The sequence below is a fragment of the Pseudoalteromonas nigrifaciens genome, assembly GCF_002221505.1.
Taxonomy (GTDB): domain Bacteria; phylum Pseudomonadota; class Gammaproteobacteria; order Enterobacterales; family Alteromonadaceae; genus Pseudoalteromonas; species Pseudoalteromonas nigrifaciens.
Window position 1 is genome coordinate 477736 of sequence record NZ_CP011036.1, and the last position, 24072, is coordinate 501807.

18 protein-coding genes, 1 tRNA gene and 1 pseudogene are annotated in these 24072 nt (G+C 36.9%); 19 read left to right on the forward strand and 1 reads right to left on the reverse strand.

The features are described 5' to 3' along the window. Positions 1 to 6: 6 nt before the first annotated feature. From aceF to PNIG_RS02220, 4 genes and pseudogenes are all read left to right on the forward strand, one after another. Complete coding sequence (gene aceF, locus PNIG_RS02205) at positions 7 to 1959, forward strand: pyruvate dehydrogenase complex dihydrolipoyllysine-residue acetyltransferase (protein ID WP_089367701.1); 1953 nt, start codon at positions 7 to 9, stop codon at positions 1957 to 1959. 157 nt (positions 1960 to 2116) lie between these two features. Beyond that, positions 2117 to 3544, forward strand: coding sequence for a dihydrolipoyl dehydrogenase (lpdA, locus tag PNIG_RS02210; RefSeq protein ID WP_089367702.1), 1428 nt, complete (start codon positions 2117 to 2119; stop codon positions 3542 to 3544). Between the two features lie 288 nt (positions 3545 to 3832). Beyond that, a complete protein-coding gene (locus tag PNIG_RS02215) occupies positions 3833 to 4507 on the forward strand; it encodes a tRNA-uridine aminocarboxypropyltransferase (protein ID WP_041454330.1) in 675 nt (224 codons plus the stop codon). A 403-nt stretch (positions 4508 to 4910) separates the two neighbouring features. After that, positions 4911 to 6451: pseudogene (locus PNIG_RS02220) on the forward strand (methyl-accepting chemotaxis protein). A 255-nt stretch (positions 6452 to 6706) separates the two neighbouring features. On the opposite strand, the gene PNIG_RS02225 reads toward PNIG_RS02220, so the two are convergent. Further along, positions 6707 to 6782 (reverse strand) — tRNA-His (locus PNIG_RS02225). Positions 6783 to 7044: 262 nt separating this feature from the next. Here PNIG_RS02225 and PNIG_RS02230 point away from each other — a divergent pair. The 15 genes from PNIG_RS02230 to wbjC all read left to right on the forward strand — a co-directional run bounded on the left by PNIG_RS02230 (position 7045) and on the right by wbjC (position 24072). Next, positions 7045 to 7863 (forward strand): mechanosensitive ion channel family protein, encoded by an 819-nt coding sequence (locus tag PNIG_RS02230; RefSeq protein ID WP_011327107.1) that lies wholly within the window; start codon positions 7045 to 7047, stop codon positions 7861 to 7863. Between the two features lie 32 nt (positions 7864 to 7895). Then, complete coding sequence (locus PNIG_RS02235) at positions 7896 to 8678, forward strand: DUF481 domain-containing protein (protein WP_089367703.1); 783 nt, start codon at positions 7896 to 7898, stop codon at positions 8676 to 8678. 122 nt (positions 8679 to 8800) lie between these two features. Then, entirely contained in the window at positions 8801 to 11353 is a 2553-nt protein-coding gene (locus PNIG_RS02240; RefSeq protein WP_089367704.1) for an SLBB domain-containing protein, read from the forward strand. 252 nt (positions 11354 to 11605) lie between these two features. Next, positions 11606 to 12568 carry a Wzz/FepE/Etk N-terminal domain-containing protein gene (locus PNIG_RS02245; protein WP_089367705.1) on the forward strand — a complete coding sequence of 321 codons (963 nt, stop codon included), beginning with the start codon at positions 11606 to 11608 and terminating at the stop codon, positions 12566 to 12568. A gap of 384 nt (positions 12569 to 12952) precedes the next feature. Further along, positions 12953 to 14392 carry a flippase gene (locus PNIG_RS02250; protein WP_089367706.1) on the forward strand — a complete coding sequence of 480 codons (1440 nt, stop codon included), beginning with the start codon at positions 12953 to 12955 and terminating at the stop codon, positions 14390 to 14392. Then, positions 14389 to 15735 carry a capsular polysaccharide export protein, LipB/KpsS family gene (locus tag PNIG_RS02255; protein WP_089367707.1) on the forward strand — a complete coding sequence of 449 codons (1347 nt, stop codon included), beginning with the start codon at positions 14389 to 14391 and terminating at the stop codon, positions 15733 to 15735. The genes PNIG_RS02250 and PNIG_RS02255 overlap by 4 nt, the downstream gene beginning before the upstream one ends. After that, positions 15732 to 16862 carry a hypothetical protein gene (locus PNIG_RS02260; protein WP_089367708.1) on the forward strand — a complete coding sequence of 377 codons (1131 nt, stop codon included), beginning with the start codon at positions 15732 to 15734 and terminating at the stop codon, positions 16860 to 16862. The genes PNIG_RS02255 and PNIG_RS02260 overlap by 4 nt, the downstream gene beginning before the upstream one ends. Then, positions 16844 to 17818 carry a WaaS/CpsH family glycosyltransferase gene (locus PNIG_RS02265; RefSeq protein ID WP_089367709.1) on the forward strand — a complete coding sequence of 325 codons (975 nt, stop codon included), beginning with the start codon at positions 16844 to 16846 and terminating at the stop codon, positions 17816 to 17818. Before PNIG_RS02260 ends, PNIG_RS02265 begins: the two co-directional genes overlap by 19 nt. Beyond that, complete coding sequence (locus tag PNIG_RS02270; RefSeq protein WP_089367710.1) at positions 17818 to 18846, forward strand: glycosyltransferase; 1029 nt, start codon at positions 17818 to 17820, stop codon at positions 18844 to 18846. The genes PNIG_RS02265 and PNIG_RS02270 overlap by 1 nt, the downstream gene beginning before the upstream one ends. Before the next feature lie 8 nt (positions 18847 to 18854). Then, positions 18855 to 19652, forward strand: coding sequence for a 3-deoxy-8-phosphooctulonate synthase (kdsA, locus tag PNIG_RS02275; protein ID WP_089367711.1), 798 nt, complete (start codon positions 18855 to 18857; stop codon positions 19650 to 19652). Positions 19653 to 19657: 5 nt separating this feature from the next. Further along, positions 19658 to 20221: a KdsC family phosphatase gene (locus PNIG_RS02280; RefSeq protein WP_244181055.1), complete on the forward strand. Its 564-nt coding sequence runs from the start codon at positions 19658 to 19660 to the stop codon at positions 20219 to 20221. After that, positions 20222 to 20971, forward strand: a complete 750-nt coding sequence (gene kdsB / locus PNIG_RS02285; RefSeq protein WP_244181056.1) for a 3-deoxy-manno-octulosonate cytidylyltransferase — start codon at positions 20222 to 20224, stop codon at positions 20969 to 20971. Position 20972: 1 nt separating this feature from the next. Beyond that, entirely contained in the window at positions 20973 to 21902 is a 930-nt protein-coding gene (locus PNIG_RS02290; RefSeq protein WP_089367712.1) for a KpsF/GutQ family sugar-phosphate isomerase, read from the forward strand. A gap of 23 nt (positions 21903 to 21925) precedes the next feature. Continuing rightward, positions 21926 to 22963 carry a polysaccharide biosynthesis protein gene (locus PNIG_RS02295; protein WP_089367713.1) on the forward strand — a complete coding sequence of 346 codons (1038 nt, stop codon included), beginning with the start codon at positions 21926 to 21928 and terminating at the stop codon, positions 22961 to 22963. Then, positions 22963 to 24072: a UDP-2-acetamido-2,6-beta-L-arabino-hexul-4-ose reductase gene (wbjC, locus tag PNIG_RS02300; protein WP_089367714.1), complete on the forward strand. Its 1110-nt coding sequence runs from the start codon at positions 22963 to 22965 to the stop codon at positions 24070 to 24072. The genes PNIG_RS02295 and wbjC overlap by 1 nt, the downstream gene beginning before the upstream one ends.

Below are 24072 nucleotides of genomic sequence, written 5' to 3' on the forward strand. Positions count from 1 at the left end.
TTTGCAATGAGTATTGAAATTAAAGTACCCGATATCGGTGGTGATGAAGTAGAAGTAACCGAAATCTTAGTAGCCGTTGGCGACGTTGTTGAAGTTGACCAAGCATTACTAACCGTTGAAGGCGACAAAGCATCAATGGAAGTACCGGCCGACACAGCTGGCACGGTAAAAGAGATTAAAGTAAGCATTGGCGACAACGTAGCTACTGGCTCTTTAGTGTTTATCTTTGAAGGCGAGAGTGAAGGCGAAAGTGCAAGTGAAGCTAAAAGCGACACTGCAGCAGAGCAAAAAGCGCCTGCAACTGACGCTAAACCAGCACCAGCTGCTTCTGGCTCTGCAGCAAAAGACGTAACCTTGCCAGATATTGGCGATGACGAAGTTGAAGTAACAGAAATTTTAGTAGCCGTTGGCGACAGCGTTACTGAAGATCAGTCTATTTTAAGCGTTGAAGGCGACAAAGCATCAATGGAAGTACCTGCGCCATTTGCTGGCACAGTTAAAGAAATTAAAGTAGCGACTGGCGATACAGTAAAAACCGGTTCATTGGTATTTGTATTTGAAGTAGCGGGTAGTGAGTCTGCAGCACCAGCTGCTGAGTCAACACCAGCCGAAACTAAAGCAGCGCCAGCGGCCGAGCAAAGCTCAGCATCAAGCACAAAAGAAGTTAACGTGCCTGATATTGGTGGCGACGAAGTTGAAGTGACCGAAATTTTAGTAGCCGTTGGCGACAGCGTTACTGAAGATCAATCGTTACTAAACGTTGAAGGCGACAAAGCGGCAATGGAGCTTCCGGCACCGTTTGCAGGCACAGTTAAAGAAATTAAAGTAGCTACGGGCGATAAAGTATCGACCGGCTCGTTAATTTTTGTTTTTGAAGTTGCTGGTGGCGCACCTGCTGCAGCAGCTAAACCTGAAGCCGAAAAGTCAGCACCTGCTGCTAAAAGCGAAAAACCAGCACCAAAAGCCGAAACAGCGACGCAATCTGCTCCAGCAGCTAGCAACGAAAGCTTTGCTGATAACAGCGCGTATGCACATGCATCGCCTGTGGTACGCCGCTTAGCACGTGAGTTTGGTATAAACCTAGCTAATGTAAAAGGCTCTGGTCGTAAAAACCGCGTAGTAAAAGACGACGTGCAAAACTATGTTAAAAACCTAGTTAAGCAAGTTGAATCTGGTCAATTGTCGGCAGGTAAAGGCAACGCAGGCGGCAGTGAGCTTGGGCTTATTCCATGGCCTAAAGTTGATTTTGCTAAGTTTGGCGAAATTGAAGAGAAAAAACTATCGCGTATTCAAAAGCTATCGGGTAAAAACTTACACCGTAACTGGGTGCAAATCCCACATGTTACTCAGTTCGACGAAGCCGATATAACAAGCCTTGAAGAATTCCGTAAAGAGCAAAATGCGCTTAACGAGAAGAAAAATCTAGGTGTTAAAATTACGCCATTAGTATTTGTAATGAAAGCCGCAGCAAAAGCATTGGCCGAATTTCCAACTATTAACTCGTCACTGTCTAACGACGGCGAAAGCTTAATTCTTAAAAAGTACATTAATATTGGTGTAGCGGTTGATACGCCAAATGGTTTAGTAGTACCTGTGTTTAAAGATGTTGATAAAAAAGGTATTATTGAACTATCGCGCGAGCTAATGGAAGTATCAGCTAAAGCTCGCGACGGTAAGCTTACCTCGGCAGATATGCAAGGAGGCTGTTTTACTATTTCAAGCTTAGGCGGTATTGGCGGTACGGCATTTACGCCGATTGTTAACGCGCCAGAAGTGGCTATTTTAGGTGTGTCTAAATCTGAAATGAAGCCAAAATGGAATGGTAAAGAGTTTGAACCAAAACTTATGGTGCCATTGTCAATGTCGTACGACCATAGAGTGATTGACGGTGCGCTAGCAGCACGCTTTACTGTTACGCTGGCAAGCTACATGAGCGATATTCGTCAATTAGTGATGTAATTGCTAAAAATGTATGAAATCAAATCCCAGCCAGTTGTTTTTTGCTGGGATTTTTACCATTTGCAATGATACAATCTTTGCACAGAATTTCTGCCTCGCAGAAGCATGGCAGTTAAACCTTGGGGCTGTGTCCCGTTCAAATAATTAAGGTAATAGCATGAGCAACGAATTAAAAACTCAAGTTGTTGTACTAGGCGGTGGTCCTGGTGGTTACTCTGCGGCTTTCCGTGCTGCTGACTTGGGCTTAGAAGTTACACTAGTTGAGTCTCGCGATACACTAGGCGGTGTATGTCTAAATGTGGGTTGTATCCCTTCAAAAGCGCTTTTACATGTAGCTAAAGTAATTGATGACGCAGCGGCAATGGCCGATCATGGCGTTACTTTTGGCGCACCACAAATTGACTTAGACAAAATCCGTTCATGGAAAGACTCTGTTATTGGCCAACTTACTGGTGGCTTAACTAGCATGTCGAAAATGCGTAAAGTTAAAGTTGTATACGGTTACGGTAAATTTACTGGCAGCAACACCATTGCTGTTGAAGGCGCCGACGGTACAACAACAATTACCTTCGATAACGCAATTATTGCTGCAGGTTCTAAACCAGTTAGCTTACCTTTCATCCCAGAAGATGATCGCGTAATTGACTCAACTGGCGCACTAGAGCTTAAAGATATCCCTGAAAAGCTACTTGTACTTGGTGGTGGTATTATTGGCCTTGAAATGGGCACAGTATACCGTGCACTAGGCTCAGCAATCGACGTAGTTGAATTTGCTGATCAACTAGTACCAGCTGCTGATAAAGACATTGTTAAAATTTACCAAAAGTACGTAAGCGACAAATTTAATGTAATGCTTTCTACTAAAGTAACGGGCATTGACGCAAAAGACGATGGCCTATATGTAACGTTTGAAGGTAAAAACGCACCAGCAGAACCAGTACGTTACGACAAAGTACTTGTAGCAGTTGGCCGTACACCAAACGGTAAGTTACTTGATGCAGATAAAGCAGGCGTTAACGTTGATGATCGCGGCTTTATTAATGTTGATAAGCAGCTTAAAACTAACGTTGAGCACATTTTTGCAGTGGGCGACATTGTTGGTCAGCCTATGCTTGCGCATAAAGCGGTTCACGAAGCACACGTTGCAGCTGAAGTTATTTCTGGTCAAAAACATTACTTTGATCCTAAATGTATTCCTTCAATTGCCTACACAGATCCAGAAATGGCGTGGGTTGGTGTAACTGAAAAAGAAGCAAAAGAGCAAGGCCTTAGCATTGAAACTGCGGTATTCCCGTGGGCTGCATCAGGTCGTGCAATTGCATCTGCACGTACTGAAGGTTCTACTAAGCTTATTTTTGATAAAGAAAGTGGCCGTGTAATCGGTGGCGCTATGGTTGGTATTAACGCAGGCGAAATGCTGGGCGAAATTGGCCTAGCAGTAGAAATGGGCGCAGATGGCGAAGACTTAGCACTTACCATTCATGCTCACCCAACATTGAACGAATCAATTGGCTTAGCAGCTGAAATTTACGAAGGTTCAATCACTGACTTACCAAATAAAAAAGCAGTTAAAAAGAAAAAGTAATTTCTTTTAGTTAATTGTTTAAAAACCCAAGCCCAGCTTGGGTTTTTTTATGGGCGAAAAGCAGGTTGTAGGTATTAGGTATTAGGCAGAGCTCAAACCAAGCTCAGTGTTTAGGCCGTCCGTAGGCGGGGCTTTATGCCGCGCTTGTTTAAGGTTCAAAAAACATTGCGCGAGGTAAACTCCCCCTACAGGGTTGTATCACCTTGTTAATACCTAAAGCCCTTACATATCTATTTTCATCAAATTTAGCTACAATGCGCGCCTAATTTATTTAAGGTAAACCCCCCAGTGAAAAATGCCGTTTTAGCATTACGTGCCCAACAAATAAGCGAATCGCGCCGTGAGTTTAACGCTCGAGGCGCTAAAATGACACGTTGCCAGCAATGCCTACTTGCAGAGCTTTACTGTATTTGTGAAGGGGTTGTACAAGCCGATTGCGACGCCGCTGTTTGTTTACTTATGTATCATAATGAAAGCTTTAAACCTTCAAATACTGGGCGTTTAATTGCCGAAATAGTACCTGAAAACTATGCATTTAGATGGGACAGAACTGATCCCGATGCCAAACTTTTAGCATTAATAAACGATCCGCAATATCAACCTATGGTTGTATTTCCTGCTGAAGATGTAGAGCCGGGCAGAGCCGTAACTGAAGTAAATATAACAGCCGGTAAAAAACCGCTATTTATATTTCTAGACGGCACCTGGCGCGAAGCTAAAAAAATGATCCGCAAAAGCCCGTATTTAGATAACCTTCCGGTATTGTCGATCACTGCCGACAAACTCTCAGACTACCGCCTTCGCGTTGCTCCCCATGCGCATCAACTTGGCACCGCAGAAGTGGCCATTATGGTGCTAGCGTTAGCGGGAGAGAAAGATGCAGCCACAAAACTAGAACAGCATTTTATAAAATTCCGCGACGCGTACTTATTAGGTAAACGCAATAAAGGCAGGCCAGAGTAAAAGGGCTGGTTTCAGGCAGAGATTAAACCAAAATCGGCGTTTAATTTCCTCGTAGGCGGGGCTTTATGCCGCGCTTGTTAAAATTAAAAAACTGAGCGAGGTAAACTCCCGTATACAAGTCAGGCTCGGTCTATATCACTTAGCTAGAACTTAAAAGCTAGAACCTTATATCTAACGCTTTTAATATTTTTATAATTTATAACTTCTTCCCTGCTTCCCTCACATTACTCAAAAAACAAACTACTCTTTTAACAATAGTTATTTGTAACTAAAAATACACTCAATATAATCAACTTTTTTACTATTTAAAAAAATAAAACAAATAAAAAAGCATTTCATTTGCGCCTTTTACATTTATAAATTATAGTTCAGCGATATATCACCCTAAGGGAATATCATTCAAATGAGTCAGCAAAAACAAGCGATAGTCGACCAGGAAGTTACTTTTGGTATTGATGAAGAACTACTCTCTACTACAGATTTACAAGGAGTCATAACTTACGCAAATGATAACTTTTGTAAAGTTGCTGGATATACATTAGATGAGCTAGTAGGTAATAACCACAGCATGGTGCGCCACCCTGATATGCCCAAAGCTGCGTTTGCCGATTTATGGTCTAATTTAAAGAATGATATTGCTTGGCGAGGTGCAATTAAAAACAGATGTAAAAATGGTCAATACTACTGGGTTGACGCATTTGTAACGCCAATTTATGAAAATGGAAAAAAATAGGCTATCAATCTGTTAGGCGCCGACTATTACCTGAGTACTTAAACAGCGCAGAAAATCTGTATAAGCGTATTAATAGTGGCAAGTCTATAAATACATTTACTCATAATCTGTCGGCACTCAAACTCCCTCTATATTTATGCTTTAGTGCACTTTTTGCTTGGTTAGCTAGTTATTCACTGTGGTTTATTTTGCTGTTTATTCCTCTGCCTTTTGTTATTTATTATGATCAGCTCGTTTTATCGCAGCGATACCTTAAAAAAAGAAAAACTGAGTCAGACAGTATCTCTCGCCATGTGTTTTCGGGCAGTAATATATTTAGTTTTGCTGATTTTCAAATTAAATTACTCGAAGGAAAAGTCACTACAATAGTAGGGCGGATCATCGATGGAACATTGAGTTTAGAAAAGGGTGCCAACTCACTCAAAGCCGTTGCTCAAAAATCTAAATTGGGGGTTGAAAAAGAAGCTGCAGAGCTACATCAGGTTTCGTCAGCGGTTGAGCAAATGGTTAACTCAATTGATAACGTTGCCAAAAGTACTGTTATAACTACCCAGAAAGTAAATCAAGCGCATTCAAATTGTGAAGCAGCTACGCAGGCTATGTCGCAAACTATGGATAAAGTTTCTTTACTCGCAAATGAGGTAGATAATTCAGCTAATTCAGCAACAGAATTAGCCAAAGAGGCAGGTAAAATTGGCGATATCATGCAAGAAATTCAAGGTATTGCAGATCAAACTAATTTACTTGCGTTAAACGCAGCCATAGAGGCAGCGCGTGCTGGAGAGCATGGTAGAGGTTTTTCTGTCGTTGCAGATGAAGTTCGCGCGTTATCAAGCAGAACCCACTCTGCCACTGAGCAAATACAAACATCTATAGCAGAAATGCAGTCAACGTTATTAAGCTGGTCTAAAACGATGGAAGTTGGAAAAAACGCTGCCGAAGACTGTGTTAAAGAAACACGCCAAACACAAGACGTTGTTTCTCAGGTGCATCTTTCTATTAGTGATATTTCAGATCTCACGAGCCAAATATCTACAGCTGCCGAAGAACAAAGTATGGTATCGCAAGAGATTAGCCGTAACATTTACAATATTAGTGAAACCTCAAGCGAAAACCTAACTCAAGCACAATTAGTAGAAGTCGAATCAGATTCTATTGATAAACGCTCAAAAATGCTTGCATCATTAGGGCTATCTTTCAAAGTAGATTAAAGGGCGGGTAAGAGCAGGTTTCAGGCATTAGGTTTTAGGCAGAGATTAAACCAAAATCGGTGTTTAAATTACCCGTAGGCGGGGCTTTATGCCGCGCTTGTTAAAAATCAAAAAAGCGTAAGGTAAATCTACTACTACTACAAGCTAGGTATTTTAAGCTTATTTAATGTGGGTTTTAAAAATATAAAAACTGGATAAACAACTTAAAGGATTAATACTTTTTTGATTTTTGATTTTTCTTGAGGAAAGAAAAATTGGGGCGATTGACGGGGCTTGAACCCGCGACAACCGGAATCACAATCCGGGGCTCTACCAACTGAGCTACAACCGCCACAACACACCTTGGTTGGTGTGAGGCGCATAATACATAAAGTATTAAAAGTTGTGAAGCAAAAAAGTGAAAAAAATTAAAAAAAGAGCGAAATAGCATGTTTAGTGTGTGTTTTGCACGAAAAGCAGTCAAGTTAACTAATGTTTTAATAAGTAACTGGATTAAAACTTATTTATGCAAACCCATTATGTAGTGAATCTAAAATGTAAATAATATATAATTTGCCAATAAAATCAGATGAACGACTTTCAGGGACCACAAAATGGAATCGGTACTCAATTGGCTTAATGAAAACTCAGGCCTAATCTTACACTATGGAATACAAGCGGTAATAGCGCTGGTTATCTTTTTATTAGGTGGGCGAATTGCAAAATTTTGTGCAAACTTAACCGAAAAAGCATTCGACAAAAAGAAAGTAGACAAAGCAGTAGGCTCATTTGTTTCTAGTATTGTATTTGCCATAGTATTTATGGCGACCGTTTTAATGGCGCTGTCGCAAATAGGGATCGAAACAACCTCATTTATTGCTATTTTAGGTGCTGCTGGTTTAGCTGTAGGTTTAGCACTACAAGGCTCGCTTTCTAACTTTGCATCAGGCGTGCTGATTATTTTACTACGCCCTTTTAAATCGGGTGACTACGTAGAGGCAGGTAATAAAGCCGGCACTATTAAAAAAATCGAAATATTTTCAACAGAGCTGCGCACCCCAGATAACAAAGTTATCATAATGCCAAATTCAAAAATCATGTCAGATGCAATCGTTAATTACTCACGAGAGTCAACACGCCGTATAGATTTAGTAATTCGTGTAGATTACGATGCCGATTTACGCAAAGCGAAAGAAGTGCTTAAATCAATACTCGATAGCGAGTCACGCATTTTAAAAGATCCGGCTTATAACGTATCAGTATCTGAGCTTGCTGAATCAAGCGTAAACTTTATAGTTCGCCCGTGGGTTGAGTCAGCCGATTATTGGCCTACGTACTGGAGTTTACTCGAAGAAATTAAAATTATATTTGATGAGCAAGGGATCAATATTCCAGCTCCTCAGATGGATGTACATTTACGCAAACAAGATTAATTTACTTACAGCTATACAAAGGTTATTTTTAAATGAAACTAAAGCTTTTATCAATTTTAGTTGCAGCAACAGCAGCAACTAACGCATTTGCAGACGACGCTGAGCAAAAAACCTGGGAAGTTACCAGTGAGCTAGGCGCTATTATTACCAGCGGTAACACCGAAACCACCACACTTAAAGGTGGTATTAAGGTATTGCATCATCTAGAACGTTGGAATAATGAGTACAAAATCGACGGTATTTATAAAGAAGACGAAGTAGAAAACGACGATGGTACAAAAGACAAACAGCGTACTAACGAAAAATACGCTATTTCTGCACAAGGCAATTACAAATTAAATGAAAAACACTCGCACCTATTCATTTATGGTTCACACGTTTCAGACTATTTTGGTGCCTATAGAAGTGAATCGGTAGTTTCTGCTGGTTATGGTTTACGTTTATTAAACGAAAAAACCATGTGGTTAAGTGCCGAAATTGGTCCTGGTTATAAGTACTTTAAGTATCCAGATGTAAGCACAGAAGTTGACGAAAATGGTAATTCACTTGCTGGTGAATACGAAGGCGAAATTATTGCCTTAGGTAAATTAGATTACAACTGGAAGATTTCTGATAACGCTCGTTTTACGCAATTAGTAACAGTAGAGTATGGTGACACCAACACCAAAACACGCTCAGAAACTGCACTACTTGCTAAAATAAATGGTTCATTACAAATGAAGGTTGCTTACAATATTATTAACAACTCAGATGTTGCTGATGACAAAGAAAGCACCGATACAGAGACCTCGCTAACACTGGTTTACAGTTTTTAACCAATAATACCAAGTTAATGACATTTAAATGACTAAAGGGGCAAAAGTCCCTTTTTTATTTGTTCAATAGTAATGTAGAATACACAGCAATTCTTGTTGTAGACCTAGGGAAATACCTACTCGTGAGCCTTTTTAAACACTTATTTAGTGCTTTAGTATTAATATGTAGCTTTAGTGCATTAGCATTCACCCCGAGTGCGTCGCAAATAGAGCAATTTAAAAAACTACCAAAGTCTCAGCAGCAGGCATTGGCAAAGCAGTACGGTGTTGACCTATCGGTAATAACTGGGTCAAGCCAATCAAGTAATCAACCTCAAGTTGAAGAACCCACAATCGGTCCTCGTTTAGTACAACAAGAGCAAGCAGCAAAAGCAGAACCAGCAAAACAAAACCCTAATACAGTTAAGCCATTTGGTTATGAACTTTTTGCCGGTGAACCGACTACATTTATGCCTAGCGAAACCGCAGCAGTGCCCGACACCTACTTAGTAGGGCGTGGCGATCAGCTACTAATTAACTTTTATGGTAAAGAAAGCGATAGATTTGAAGTGATCGTTGATCGCGAAGGGCGCATTAGCATCCCTAACTTAAGCCCAGTACAAGTTGCAGGTTTAACCTTCGCTGAGGTTAAAGAATTAATAAAAGTTAAAGTAGAACAAGAAATTATTGGCGTTAAAGTATTTGTGTCGCTTGGTCAGTTACGCAGCATGCGTATTTTAGTACTTGGCGAAGCATACAAGCCTGGTAGTTATAATGTATCGTCTTTAACTACTGTGTCGCATGCATTATTTGTAAGTGGTGGTGTATCTGATATTGCTTCATTGCGTAACATTCAAGTAAAGCGTGCGGGTAAAGTAGTTGCTAATTTTGATTTGTACGACTTACTTATTCATGGTGATAGCAGTAACGATATAACTTTAAAGCCCGGTGACGCCGTATTTGTACCTTCAGTTGGTGCACAAGTAAAAGTAGAAGGCTTAGTGAAACGCCCAGCTATATTCGAACTTAAAAAAGGCGAAACGGCGAAAGAATTACTAGCTATGGCTGGCGGCTTAAAACCAGGTGCCTATACAAAAAATGCAGTGGTAGAGCGTTTTAACAACAATCGTAAAGAAGTACTTACCGTAGACTTTTCTGCTAATAGCATAAACTATATTCCCCAAGACGGCGACCGCGTACGCTTTAATACCATAAGCTCACAATATAAAAATTCAGTTAATTTAGTCGGTGCCGTAGTACGCCCTGGTAGCTATCAATGGCACCAAGGTAAACGTATTTCCGATGTTCTAAAGTCGGTACGTGGCGATCTACTTCCCCAAGCTGATTTAAGCTATGGCTTATTAGTACGCGAAATAAACATAAATGGTGACATAGAAGTGCATCAGTTTGATGTAGCTTTAGCTATTATTAAAAATAGCGAAAACGACCTAGCCTTAAACGCCAACGACAAAATACTTGTATTTAGTGAGTTTGAAGAAAAACAAGATGAAAAGTTAACGTTAGCGGCAACTGGCTCAGGTACTAAAAAAGATACATCAATTGAGCAAGCTGCAACACAAGGTGAAAATAGTAACCAATTAAGTGCAGCAAGTTATACACCTTATAGCCGTAACAATTTATTAGCGCCAATCATTAAAAAGCTTAAACGCCAAGCATCGACCGAGCAAGCTATTCAGCTAGTAGAAGTTAACGGCAGTGTTACTTACCCAGGTGTTTACCCATTAACGATAGGTGGCGAAGTTGCTGACCTTGTGACGGCAGCGGGTGGCTTACTTGAATCGGCTTATACCAAACAAGCCGAAATTACCCGTATGGTTGATGGTGATGCTTCAAAAGTAGAGCATATAAAAATAGACTTTGATCAAGTAGTAAATGGTAATGAACAAAACCGTATTGCTTTACAAAGTAAAGACAGCCTGAATATTTTTGCAATTCCAAACTGGCAAGAAAACGTAAAAGTAACCTTAAAGGGGGAGCTATTATTCCCGGGAACTTACACAATTCGCCGTGGCGAAACATTAACTAATTTGTTAGAGCGCGCAGGTGGTTTTTCAGATTTTGCTGAGCAAAAGGCAGCGGTATTTATTCGCCAGTCAGTTAAGCAGCAAGAGCAACAGCAGTTAGCACGTTTGACTAACGAATTACGCCGCGATGTGGCATCTAAAAGCTTTCAAGACTCTATAAACAGCAGCACGCTTTCGTACGACGAAATGAACAAACTACTAAACGACCTAGCCGATGTAGAAGCAGTTGGGCGCTTAGTTATCGACCTGCCTTTAATTGTAAATAATCAGCAAAACTTAGTGCTACAAGATGGTGATACACTTTACGTGCCTAGTAAGCGCGACTCTATCAGCGTAGTGGGAGAGGTTAATTATGCAACTACTCACTTATATAAGGCGGGTATAAGCGTAGACGACTACCTTAAGCTAAGTGGAGGCCTTAAAGAGCGTGCCGATGACGACCGTATTTATATAATTAAAGCCAATGGCTCGGTAAAAATACCTAATACGGGTAGTTGGTTTGCAGTTAATAACTCAGAGCAACTAGAAGCAGGCGACACCATAGTAGTACCTATGGACACAGGGCACATGGATAAGCTAACGCTGTGGAGCACCGCAACACAAATACTGTATCAATTAGGTGTAGCAGTAGCTGCAATCGGTAGCCTTTAAGTAAAGTAATAAATTAAAAACTAAAACCAAAGTAATCCTTTGGTTTTAGTTAACATGTACAAAATAGTAAAAACAAAAATTAGCAATTAAATCAGTACGTAGGAACTGCAACCTAGGGGCGGAAGCGTGTCTGAATGACTTGAAAGTAAATGGTTTTACTTCCAAGTTGAAGCAAGACACCTCTGCGACGAACCGGACCGCAAGCCTGGCTGCAAGACTAATAAATAGCTTTAGCTATCAACCGAGATTTATATGAACAATAACCAAGCAAATATAAAAGAGAATAACGAATACGTGCAAAGCCATAACAATAACATCGCTGACGACGAAATCGATTTACGTGAGCTGTTTGCTGTAATTTGGCAAGGAAAATGGCTAATAATAGCAATTACAGCACTGTTCGCAGTTGCATCAGTTGTTTATGCAATTAACCAGCCTAATATCTATAAGTCAGAAGCATTGTTAGCGCCTGCAGAGCAAGAAGGTTCTGGTGGTTTGGCGGGCTTAGCTGGGCAGTTTGGTGGTTTAGCCAGCTTGGCGGGTGTTAATTTAGGTGGTGGTTCAAGTAATAAGGCACAATTAGCCATTGAGGTTTTAAAGTCACGCCAGTTTACCAGCGACTTTATTCAAAAGCATAATATCTTACCAGACTTAATGGCTGCTAAAACGTGGGATATGCAAACGAATACTGTTGTATATGATAGCGAAATGTACGATGCTCAAAACAATAAATGGATACGAGAGGTTAAAGCGCCTTTTAAGCCAGAGCCATCTATGCAGGAAGCGTTTAAGGTTTTTAGCAAAATAATAAGTGCAAGTACTGATAAAGAAAGCGGTATGGTTACCGTGTCGGTAGAGCATGTATCTCCTAGTGTTGCTCAGCAATGGGTTAGCTGGCTGATTGAAGATATAAATAAAAGCATGAAAGAACGAGATGTTTTAGAGGCAGTAAAAAGCACTGACTTTTTAACTCAGCAGCTAGAGCAAACTAAAATTGCTGATATACGTGCGGTACTTTACAAATTAGTTGAAGAGCAAACTAAAACAATTATGTTTGCAAAAGTACGCGACGAATATGTATTTAAAACGATTGATGCGGCATTAGTGCCAGAAGAAAAATTCAAGCCAAAACGCGCACTAATTGCAATACTTGGTACAATGCTAGGTGGTATGTTGAGTGTGATGCTTGTATTAGTTCGAAACTATATGAAATAGGTGGCCTATTGGGCACTTTTAAATAAAAGTATAAAAACAAGTGATTACAATGAGATGGTTAATGTTGACTGTCTCAAAATGGAAAAAAGTGTCTCAGTGGGTTGTAATAAAGCTGAGATACAAAGTTGAAAAAGTGCAACTTAATAGTGGGTGCTGCTTGCTCTAGAGTAGATTTGGAATATTTACTTTCTTAGATAAATGGCTATAAATTACCTTAAATATGCTCATATCATAGGTTTAGATATTTAGTTGGAAACAGGTAAAGTCTGGTATTTAATTAAACTACATAAGCGATACAAGATAGCTAGACACTGTTTTAATAACTTGGCTAGATAAAACACGCCATGAATATAAATAGTTCGATAAATAAGAGTTAAATTAAAAGTGTTTGATCTAAAAAAAGTTAAAAATTTAATATTCAATGCACTATATTACTTGTTAAATATGTTGTTTCCATTAATTACATTTCCTTATATTTCTCGAATACTAGGTGTTGAGGGGGTAGGCGCAGCAAGTTTAGCACTTACCACAGCAACCTACTTCACGACTATAGCTTCTTTAGGGATCCCAATTTATGGTATTAGAGAAGTTGCAAGATGCTTAGGTAAACCTGAAAGGTTAAACTATGTTGTTTCTGAATTAATGTTTATAAATGCAATTAGTGCATTTATATCCTTGTTGCTTTATTTTATCGTTATTAATTCAATTAATATTATGTCTGATAATATTACACTATACTACATCGCAGCTATAAATATCGTTCTGAGTTTCTTTCAAATTGATTGGTTATTCCAAGGCTTAGAGAAGTTTAAAATATTAGCAATAAGAAGCTTTATAACAAAGTTACTATCAATCACACTCGTATTTACATTGGTATTAGATAGTGACGATGTAGAGATATATGTTTTAATTAGTGTTATTGCTTTGAGTATTGCAAATATAATTAATATTTTTTCAGCTAAGAAAATAATTAACTTTAAATATAAAAATTTAAAGTTTAAAAAGCACCTAAAACCTATAGTGTACTTTTTGAGTACACGACTTATGTCCACTGTGTACACATTGTTAGACAGTGTTATTTTAGGCATTATGACATCTAATTACTTTGTAGGCTTATATACGACAGCAATTCGCTTAGTAAGAGTAATAACTACGCTGATATCTTCAGCAACAACTGTTTTTTTTGCTGAAGCATCACGTTTAGCCGAAGATAAAAGTATTAAATATCAAGCTCTCCTACTCGACCTATTTATTTTTTTGTTAATGTTGTCGTTACCGATAGCTATTTTTACAAGTATACTTTCAGATGAATTGATTTATATGTTTGCGGGTAAAGACTTTATGTCTGCAAGTTTGGCATTGAAAATAACTTCAGGCTTAATTGTAATTTCAACTATTACTAACTTTACGGGTGTGCAAATTTTGTACTCAAATAAATTAGAGAAAAAAGTAGCTGAATCTTTAGGCGTTGGTGCCTTTGTTTGTATAGTAATGAATTTGTCACTTATACCAATATATCAACATAATGGTGCAGCTATTGCGGCTTTATCTGCTGAGTTTTCTATAATGCTCTATCAATTTTATGTTATATATAAAGCAGGCATAAGTTTTTCTTTTATCATTAATTTACGGTTTTTAAAATTAAGCTCTGCTTGCGCTATTTATTGTATCCTTGTTTTAGTTTGCTATGAACTGACAGAGCCATTAACTTTGATAGTTCGTTTTGTCATTTTAACACTGTTTTCTCTAATCATTTACCCTATAATTTTATTTGTATTTAAGGATAAATTATTAGTTGATATTTTCTCTAAGATAAAACTATGAAATTTATAACAACAACTTATTTCAAGGACTTTGCGCGTTATTTTTCGTTTTTAGAAGATGAAATAGATTTAAGATCAAAAAAAGAAAATGTTTTCTTTAATATAAGTATTTATCCTTGCGCACATAATTTTTTTATATCAAATAATAAACACTCTATTTATCTGCCTTCATTAAGGGTGAATGAAGAGGCTTATACTTTAGAGAAAAATAATTTATTATTAGAGAAGTTAATTAGATTTAATAAAAAGTCGCTGGCTTTGTACAATAAAAATTATACAGTAGAGTTGAAGTTGCAAGCTTTAAAATATTTGAATATACTCGAGCCGATTTTTGAGCGGGAGGCCTTTGACTTTCTTATATCTTCAGGTGACTCTCGGTTGTTACCATCTGTAGTGATTTATTTAGCAAAAAAGTACAGTGTCAAAATAATTTATTTTGAACAAGGGCCTTTTAATACTACTATGATTGATGAAATGGGGGTTAATGCTAATGTTTCTTTTGCTCCTAGCTTAAACAAACTTACTGCTGAACAAATTGAAAAACTAAATAACTTCAAAACTAACTACAAGAATAAGCAAGTTAAAAAGTACTGGTATAATTATAAGTTTAGTACCAAAGAGCGGCTCAATAATTTAGCCACTCTATTCTTAATGTATCCACCTAAATTGTTTTTAAAAAAAACACCCGTTGATCTGCAAATAGGTTTGAGTTTTCAAAGTTTTTTTGTTGAAAAAATTAAAAGTAAATTTTTATTTAATACTGCCAATCACTCAGAAGCTGAAGTTGAAGTACTTCCAAAAAAATATATAGGGCTTTATTTACAAGTACCTGTTGATGCACAATTAATTGAGCATTCACCTAACTATCAATGTTTCTACGAAATGGTTAAAGATGTTGTTGATGCATTACCTAGTGGTTATGCTTTAATTATTCGTGAGCACCCTCAATATCGTAATAAATACGACAATCGAATTTACGATCTGATTAACAATAACCCTAAAATCTATTTAGGTAATAAAGTTGACTTAAATAACCTGCTCATTAATGCTGAAGTAAATATTTTAAATAACTCAGCGGTAGGTATAGAATCATTATTACTGGGTACTAAAGTGGTTACACTAGGTAATTCTTATTATTCAAATAAAGGAGTTACATTTGACTTTTATAGAGGTGCGCCACTATCGGATTTACTTTCTAAAGCGGTTAATGCTGAATTTAATCAGGAGGTAGTAGATTCATTTTTATATGAGCTGATATTCATATTTTTATCAAAAGGTCACTTCCAAGATGACTCACTGCTTTTTCCGAAATTTCCTATGGCCTTAAATAAGATTTTTAAATGAGAAAATTAATTGAAATTAATCGTATTTTTTTAACTCTTTTTTTCGTTTTATCTAGTGGTACCTTTATTTCTATTCTTTATGGACCCGCCATAAATGCATTTTTAGCTATTTTTATTGGTCTTGCTATTTACTTTACTAAAGTAAAACTTACGCTAGAATCCATTTGTGTTTTTAGCCTACTATTTATCGTTTCTATTATTAGCTTTCTTTTAAATATATCATTCGAAAGCTTGTCATTACTTACATTTATTGTGTTTTTTTTAAAGTTTTTATTATTAATGTTTTTGTGTATAAATGATCAGCATCAAGTTTACTTGTTATTAGATGGTATTTTTAAGTGGGTATTCTATTTCTCTTGTATTTCTATCTCGTTATATCTGATTAAAATTATTTTTGGTAATGTATATTTACCTATATATGAAATTGGAGAGGTAAAAACTTACTTATTCAATACATTTTATGGTGTAGACTTTAGTACAGCATCAATCGTTAGGAATTCAGGGATTTATTATGAGCCTGGTGTTTTTGGTGTTTTTCTGTGTATGGCATTACTTTGGGCTTTACGCACTTCTAGTTACTCAATTTTTAAAGTAAGTGTAATACTTTTGAATTTACTGCTAACATTTTCGCCCGTTAGTATATTTTTAGGTGGGCTGATAGTCTTCAGTGCAATTAAAAAAAAGTATGCGAGAGTTATTTTACTTATAATTATAATTATAATATTTTCTTTCTTGGTTGATTTCTTATTCCTTAAATTAAATTCGCAATCATTTTCATTACGAGCAAATGATCTAGCTTATGGGTGGAAGCTATTTCTAAATCAACCTATTTTTGGGTATAGTATCTTTAATGAGGCTATAGCTATTCAATATAATACAGACACTAATGGTTTGGCCCGAGGAAGCAGTAATGGTATTTTGTCTATGCTATATCAGACGGGGGCTATTTTTTTTAGCATATATTTATATATATTAGCCAAGGGAGTTTCACATATCGGAAATAATAATATATGGATTGGCGGTCTAATTGTAATTTTACTGATATCACAACAGCCTATTCATTTTTCAAATGTTTTTATTTTAATAGCTATAACAGGGCTTTCTCAACTATGTCTAAAAAAACAATAGTACTTATTGCTCCGACTGTTTTTGGTTTTTACCAGCATATAAAAATTGCACTAGAAAAGCTTGATATTAATGTTTGTGTTATTGATGAGTTACCTTACTCAAGATACCCCCTTATTCGAAAGCTTTTCTTAAAGCTACCAAAGCAGCTTAAAAGTCATATATTTAGAGCTTATATTTTAAATCTTAAATCTACATGTTGTGATACGTTATTTTTAATTAGAGGGGAGTTATTTACCTTTGATATTTTGAATGACTTAGAATTTAAGTTTGCTCCAAAGAATCGTGTGATGTACCAATGGGATTTTGAAAAAAACCTTCCTTTACTCAAACAGCAAATCCCTTATTTTAACCGCGTGTTCACATTTGATAAAGATGATTCCAATAAACTGAATTTAACTCATAAACCTCTTTTTTTTAATCCATTGCATCAAGCGTATGCGAAAAATAATATTAAAGAAAAGTACCTTGTTTCATTTGTTGGCACTCACCATAGTGATCGTTATGAGTTTTCTCAGCTATTTCTGAAGCTTAACCCCAAGTTAGCTAAGCAGAGTCTTATTTACTTGCTCCGTTCTAAAATGTCATTTTTTTTAAACAAGTATATTAAGCAAAATAAGCTTGGTGGGATCAGTTTTTCTGAAATAAAGAGCCGTCCTTTAACAGAAATTGAAACATTAGAGGTTCTATCTGCAAGCCGTGCGATACTTGATATTCATCAGCCTGGGCAGCAAGGGTTAACTATTCGTACATTTGAAGCGCTAGGTCTACAGAAAAAATTGATAACTACAAACCCACAAGTAAAAAAATATGATTTTTATAATCCTAACAATATTTTAGTTGTTGATCGGGGAAATCCTGTTGTACCTGACTCTTTTATGAATACACCATATGAGCCAACACCAATTAAAATTTATAATAAATATCTAGTAACGCATTGGGTGAAGGATTTTATTTAATGGAGTATACAATTGTAAATGCTGTTGCATCAAAAGAGGGAGGAGCACTAACTGTATTGCAATCCTTTATAAAAGAATGTAATCCCAATAATTCTTATATTTTTTTTATAGGAGTATCTAAAGAAAACTTTCCTGCTGCATCTAATATTCGTTACATTGAAAAAATTGGTGTTACTGGTCTAAAGCGTTTTATTTGGGATTGTTTAGGGGTATCTCGTTTTATAAAAAGTGAAAATATCAGTGTTTATGAAATCATTTCTTTGCAGAATACTGGTGTTAAGGGGGTTAAGGGGGTTAAACAGTCTGTTTATTATCATCAAGCAATCCCTTTGACTAATATTCACTGGAACCCTTTTAAAAAAGGTGAGAGACAATTAGCCTTTTATAAATACATTTATCCTTTTTTTGTAAAGTTTTTTGATAGTCCAGATGTGTCATACATTGTTCAGGCTTCTTGGGTGAAAAATGCATTATCTTCTTATTTTAAATTTAACCAAACAAAAGTTTTTATAGAAAAACCATTATTTAAGCTCGATGAGCTTTTTGTTAAAAAGAGTACAACTGATCTAAGTAAGCATCTATATCTGTTTTACCCTGCAAGTGAGTATTTATATAAAAATCACCATTTACTTATAGAGGCCCTCAACTATATAAAAAAAATAGAGCCAACATTATTAGATGCATTCACTTTTTTGTTTACTTTAGATGAGGATAGTTATACGTATCAAAAAGCTCAATTCTATGAGGTGGCGGAATATTGCGATTTTTTAGGCTTCATTGACAGAGATGAAGTATTTTCTATCTATCAAAAAGAAGGTGTGCATCTTATTTTTCCAAGTGTTATAGAAACGTTAGGATTACCATTACTTGAAGCCAGTTACTTTGGCTGCGATATTTTAGTTTCTGATTTGCCTTATTCCAGAGAAACGCTTATCAACTCTAGTGCTGCTGTGAGATATGTAAAAAATAATACACCTCAGTGTTGGGGTGAAGAGTTAATTAGCTTTATTAAAGCAAAAATAAATTAGGAGTATATATGTTTTTAATTGCAGGACCATGTGTTATAGAGTCTGAAGGCTTAGTTCTCGATACCTTTGGTAAGTTACAGGAAATAACGAAAAAGCTTGGAATTGAGTATATTGCAAAGTCTTCTTTTACGAAAGCAAATCGTTCATCCGGAAACGCTTTTACAGGTCCCGGGATTGATGAGGGACTTAGAATACTTCAAAAAGCAAAAGATCAATTAGGAGTTAAAATATTAACCGATGTCCATGATGACACGCCACTTGATGAGGTTGCATCAGTTGTCGATGTACTTCAAACACCAGCTTTTCTCGTTAGGCAAACAAGTTTTATACAACGTGTAGCCTCGATGGGCAAACCTGTAAATATAAAAAAAGGACAATGGATGCACCCAGCTGATATGGCTCCAGTTGTTGAGAAGTGTAGAGCTGTTGGTAATGAAGATATATGGCTATGTGACCGTGGTACTAGCTTTGGCTTTGGAGCACTAATTAATTACATGCCTGGTTTGACTATAATGAAAGAAACAGGATGTAAAGTTGTTATGGATGCAACACATAGTGTCCAAATGCCGGGAGCATTAAACGGTTCAACAGGCGGTAATAGGGTACATGTCCCTGCGATAGCTCGTGCAGCTGTAGCTGTCGGTATTGATGGTTTATTTCTTGAAACGCACCCGAACCCAGATAAAGCTCTATGTGATGGCCCAAACATGTTGCCCTTACAGCATATGGAAGAGTTGTTAGAAACTTTATTAGAAATAGATGAAGTTGTTCATCGCCGTCCGTTTATTGAAAAGCAACTTAGGTGAAAAACTTGAAACTAAAGAGTTTAAATACAAATATACGTCTTGTAATATTTGATGTAGATGGCGTAATGACCGATGGCTCTATATTCATTTCTGAGCATGGGGAAGAGGTGAAGTCTTTTAATGCCAAGGATGGTATAGCGATAGAGTTATTACGAAGCCATAATATATTGTCTGGTGTTATATCAGGCAAAGCAAGTAAGGCATTAAACAAGCGCTGTGAGCAATTGGCGTTCGATATTGTTGTTACTGGTTGTAAGAATAAATTACCTAAACTAGTGGCTATTTGTCGGCAATATAATGTTTCCTTGGATGAAGTTGCTTTTTGTGGTGATGATATCTTAGATTTACCTATTATGAATACTTGTGGTTTAAGTGCAGCCCCTGCTGATGCCCACTCACTGGTGCTAAACTCTGCTGATTGGGTAATGTCTAAAAATGGTGGTTTTGGGATGGTGCGCGAATTTGTTGATACATTATTAGAGAAACAATTGAAAAAGCCTTTAATAGAAATATACGTACCATTAATGAACAAAGTGACTGAGAACTATATTGATGGTATTGAGCAGTAAATGAAAATGCTAACTAAAGTTGTGATTCCTGCGCGATACAACTCTTCCCGTTTACCAGGAAAACCCTTACTCCTTATCAACAATAAGCCAATTTTCTGGCATGTTGTGCAAAGGGTTTTAGAGGCTGGGGTTTTGCTCGAAGATGTTATTGTAGCAACGGATAATAAGAAAATTGAGTCACTAGCTGTTGAGTTAAAAGTTCCTGTGGTAATGACATCACTTGAGCATATAAGTGGAACAGACCGGATCAATGAGGTAGCACAGTTAAATGATTGGCCTAATAATACTGTTATTTTGAATGTACAGGGGGATGAGCCATTAATTCCATCTCAACTAATTAAAAAGTTAATCGCATTTACTGATGACAATATTCAATTTGATATTACTACTGCTATCTCAGCATTAACGAGTAAAGCTGATTTATTAAATGCTAATGTTGTAAAAGCTATAGTGGGAGCTGATAATTGTGCTTTATATTTCACTCGTGCTTCAGCTCCATTCAATAGAGATAATCCGAGTGATTTTAGTTTGGCCTTTCGACATATTGGTATTTATGCGTATAGGAAGTATGCATTGCAAAAGTTTTGTCAATATGAAGAGGCGCCATTAGAAAAGTATGAGAAGTTAGAACAACTCAGGGCTTTAAGCCATGGTATGAGGATCGGTGCTATGGAATTTAACGAAGTAACGCCTCATGGCGTTGATACTTTGCAAGATTATCAAAAATTAAAGCAATTAATGGAGACATGATATGAGCTCTTTACTTATAGCAAAAAGTGTAATTACAACTGAAATATTAGGTTTAGAGCACATGGCTAATCAGCTTGATTCAAATTTTGATAAAGCTATTGAGGCAATAATTAATTCTACTGGTAGAGTTATTGTTTGCGGTATGGGAAAGTCTGGGCTTATAGGTAAAAAAATAGTTTCTTCTTTTGCTAGTACAGGGACACCAAGTTTTTTTATGCATCCAGGTGAAGCATTTCATGGTGATCTAGGTATGGTTAAATCCGAGGATGTGTTTATAGCTATATCGAATTCCGGTGAAACAGACGAAGTCCTAAGGTTATTACCTTTTTTAATAAGTAATGGTAATTTTGTGATCGCTATGACAGGAAAGCCCACTTCTACTCTAGCAGTAAAATCTCATTGTCATTTGAATGTCGCAGTACCGTTAGAGGCTTGTCCTTTACAGTTAGCGCCAACATCATCTACCACTGCTACTTTAGTGATGGGCGATGCTTTAACTGTAGTGTTAATGGGGAAAAGGCAGTTTAAACCTGAAAATTTTGCTCGTTTTCATCCAGGGGGGAGTTTGGGGAGAAGGTTATTAGGAAAGGTAAGTGATGATATGTTCACTGAAAATTTACCAACAATCACATTAGAATCACCGGTAACAGATGCTATAAATACTATTTCCAGTTGTAATTTTGGAGTGGTACTTGTACTTCAGTTTGGAAAGTTAAAAGCTGTGATTACTGATGGTGATTTACGAAGAGCAATTGTTAAATATGGTAAAGATATTTTTGACCTTTTAGTGAAAGATATATGTACTTTTGATCCTTTAACTATTTTACCAGAAAGCAGTATTCAAGAGGCATACGATGTTATGGATGATAAAAAAGTGAATGTTCTTATTGTTGTCGAAAACACTAGGGTTTTAGGTATATTAAAAAAATAAATTAGATAAAATAAAGGTCAAACATGTTTAAAGATAAGGTTCTACTCATCACTGGCGGTACAGGCTCATTTGGTAATGCAGTTTTACGTCGTTTTTTAGATACAGATATTAAAGAAATACGTATTTTTTCTCGAGATGAAAAGAAACAAGATGATATGCGTAAAGCATTTAATAATGAAAAATTAAAATTTTACATTGGTGATGTGCGTGATCCTCAAAGTATTTCTACCGCAATGCGTGGCGTTGATTATGTGTTTCATGCTGCAGCTTTAAAACAAGTGCCATCATGTGAATTTTATCCTCTCGAGGCTGTAAAAACTAACGTATTAGGCACTGAGAATGTACTGGAGTCTGCTATATTCCATGGTGTAAGTCGCGTTGTATGTTTAAGCACCGATAAAGCAGTGTATCCTATTAATGCAATGGGTATTTCTAAGGCTATGATGGAAAAGGTGATTGTTGCTAAGAGCCGAAACTTAGAGGGTACAAATACGGTTATTTCAGGTACTCGTTACGGTAATGTAATGGCATCTCGTGGTTCTGTGATTCCTTTGTTTATTCGCCAGGTTATCGAAAATATACCCATTACATTAACAGACCCTTCGATGACCCGCTTTATGATGACATTGGACGATGCAGTTGATTTAGTGTTACATGCTTTTGAACACGGTACTAATGGTGACATTTTTGTTCAAAAAGCGCCAGCTGCTACTATCGAAGTATTAACTAAAGCAATTCTTGAGATGATTGGCAAACCAGAGCATAAAGTTAATGTTATTGGCACACGCCACGGTGAGAAGTTATTTGAAGCATTATGTAGCCGTGAAGAAATGTTTGTTGCACAAGACCAAGGTGAGTATTACAGAATTCCTGCTGATAATCGCGATTTAAATTATGCGCAGTATACTGAAGAAGGCGACAAAGACTTATCTGCAATCGAAGATTATAACTCTCATAACACAGAGCGTTTAGACGTTGAAGGCATGAAACAATTACTGCGTAAACTTGACTTTATGCGTGATATTGAAGCTGGTAAATTAATAGTGCCAGAAGGTGTGTAATGAATATTTTAGTAACAGGTGCAAAAGGCTTTATTGGCCAAAACTTATGTATTCATTTAAAAGAAGCTGGTTTTAAAAATATTGAAACAATCACCCGAGATGATAACGACAAAAGTATTGATGAAAAAGTAAAGCATGCTGATTTTATATACCATTTAGCAGGTATAAATAGGCCTGAAAATGATGATGAGTTTAAAGCTGGGAATACTGACCTAACTCAAAAGATAGTTGATATACTAGTTAATGATGAGCGTAGTACTCCAATTTTGTTTACTTCATCAATTCAAGCTGAATTAAATAATCCTTATGGTGTAAGTAAAGCAGGAGCAGAGTCTGCTATTACTTCTTACAGGGAAAAAACAGGAAGCGCGGCTTACATTTATAGATTACCGAATGTTTTTGGTAAATGGTGCCGTCCTAATTACAACTCGGCAGTTGCTACCTTTTGTTATAACACAATAAACGACTTACCAATTACGGTACACAATGCTGATGCACCCCTTAGTCTTGTTTATATAGATGATGTATGCCATTCGTTTGTTAATTTACTAATCAACACGCCTTCAGAACCAGAAGAGTATAGCCAAGTAGAACCAGTTTATAAAACTACAGTGGGTACAGTTCTAAGCTTATTAAGTGACTTTAAACAGAGCCGCGCCTCTCTAATAACTAATAAGGTGGGTGTGGGGTTTGAGCGAGCACTTTATTCTACTTACTTAAGTTATTTTAAACCTGAACAATTTACTTATGACGTGCCTAGTTATACTGATGAACGTGGTTCATTTAGCGAAATGCTAAAAACAACTGATTCAGGTCAGTTTTCATTTTTTACTGCACATTCAGGGATTACACGTGGTGGGCATTATCACCACTCTAAGAATGAAAAGTTTTTAGTACTTAAAGGTGAAGCTTGTTTTAAGTTCAAGCACATTGTTACAGGCGAAAAGTATGAACTTACAACATCTGACCAAGTTCGTACTATAGTGGAAACGGTACCTGGTTGGACTCATGATATAACTAATATTGGTTCAGGAGAGCTAATTGTCATGCTCTGGGCAAATGAAATATTCGATAGAGATAAACCAGATACTGTCGCTATGCCTTTATAA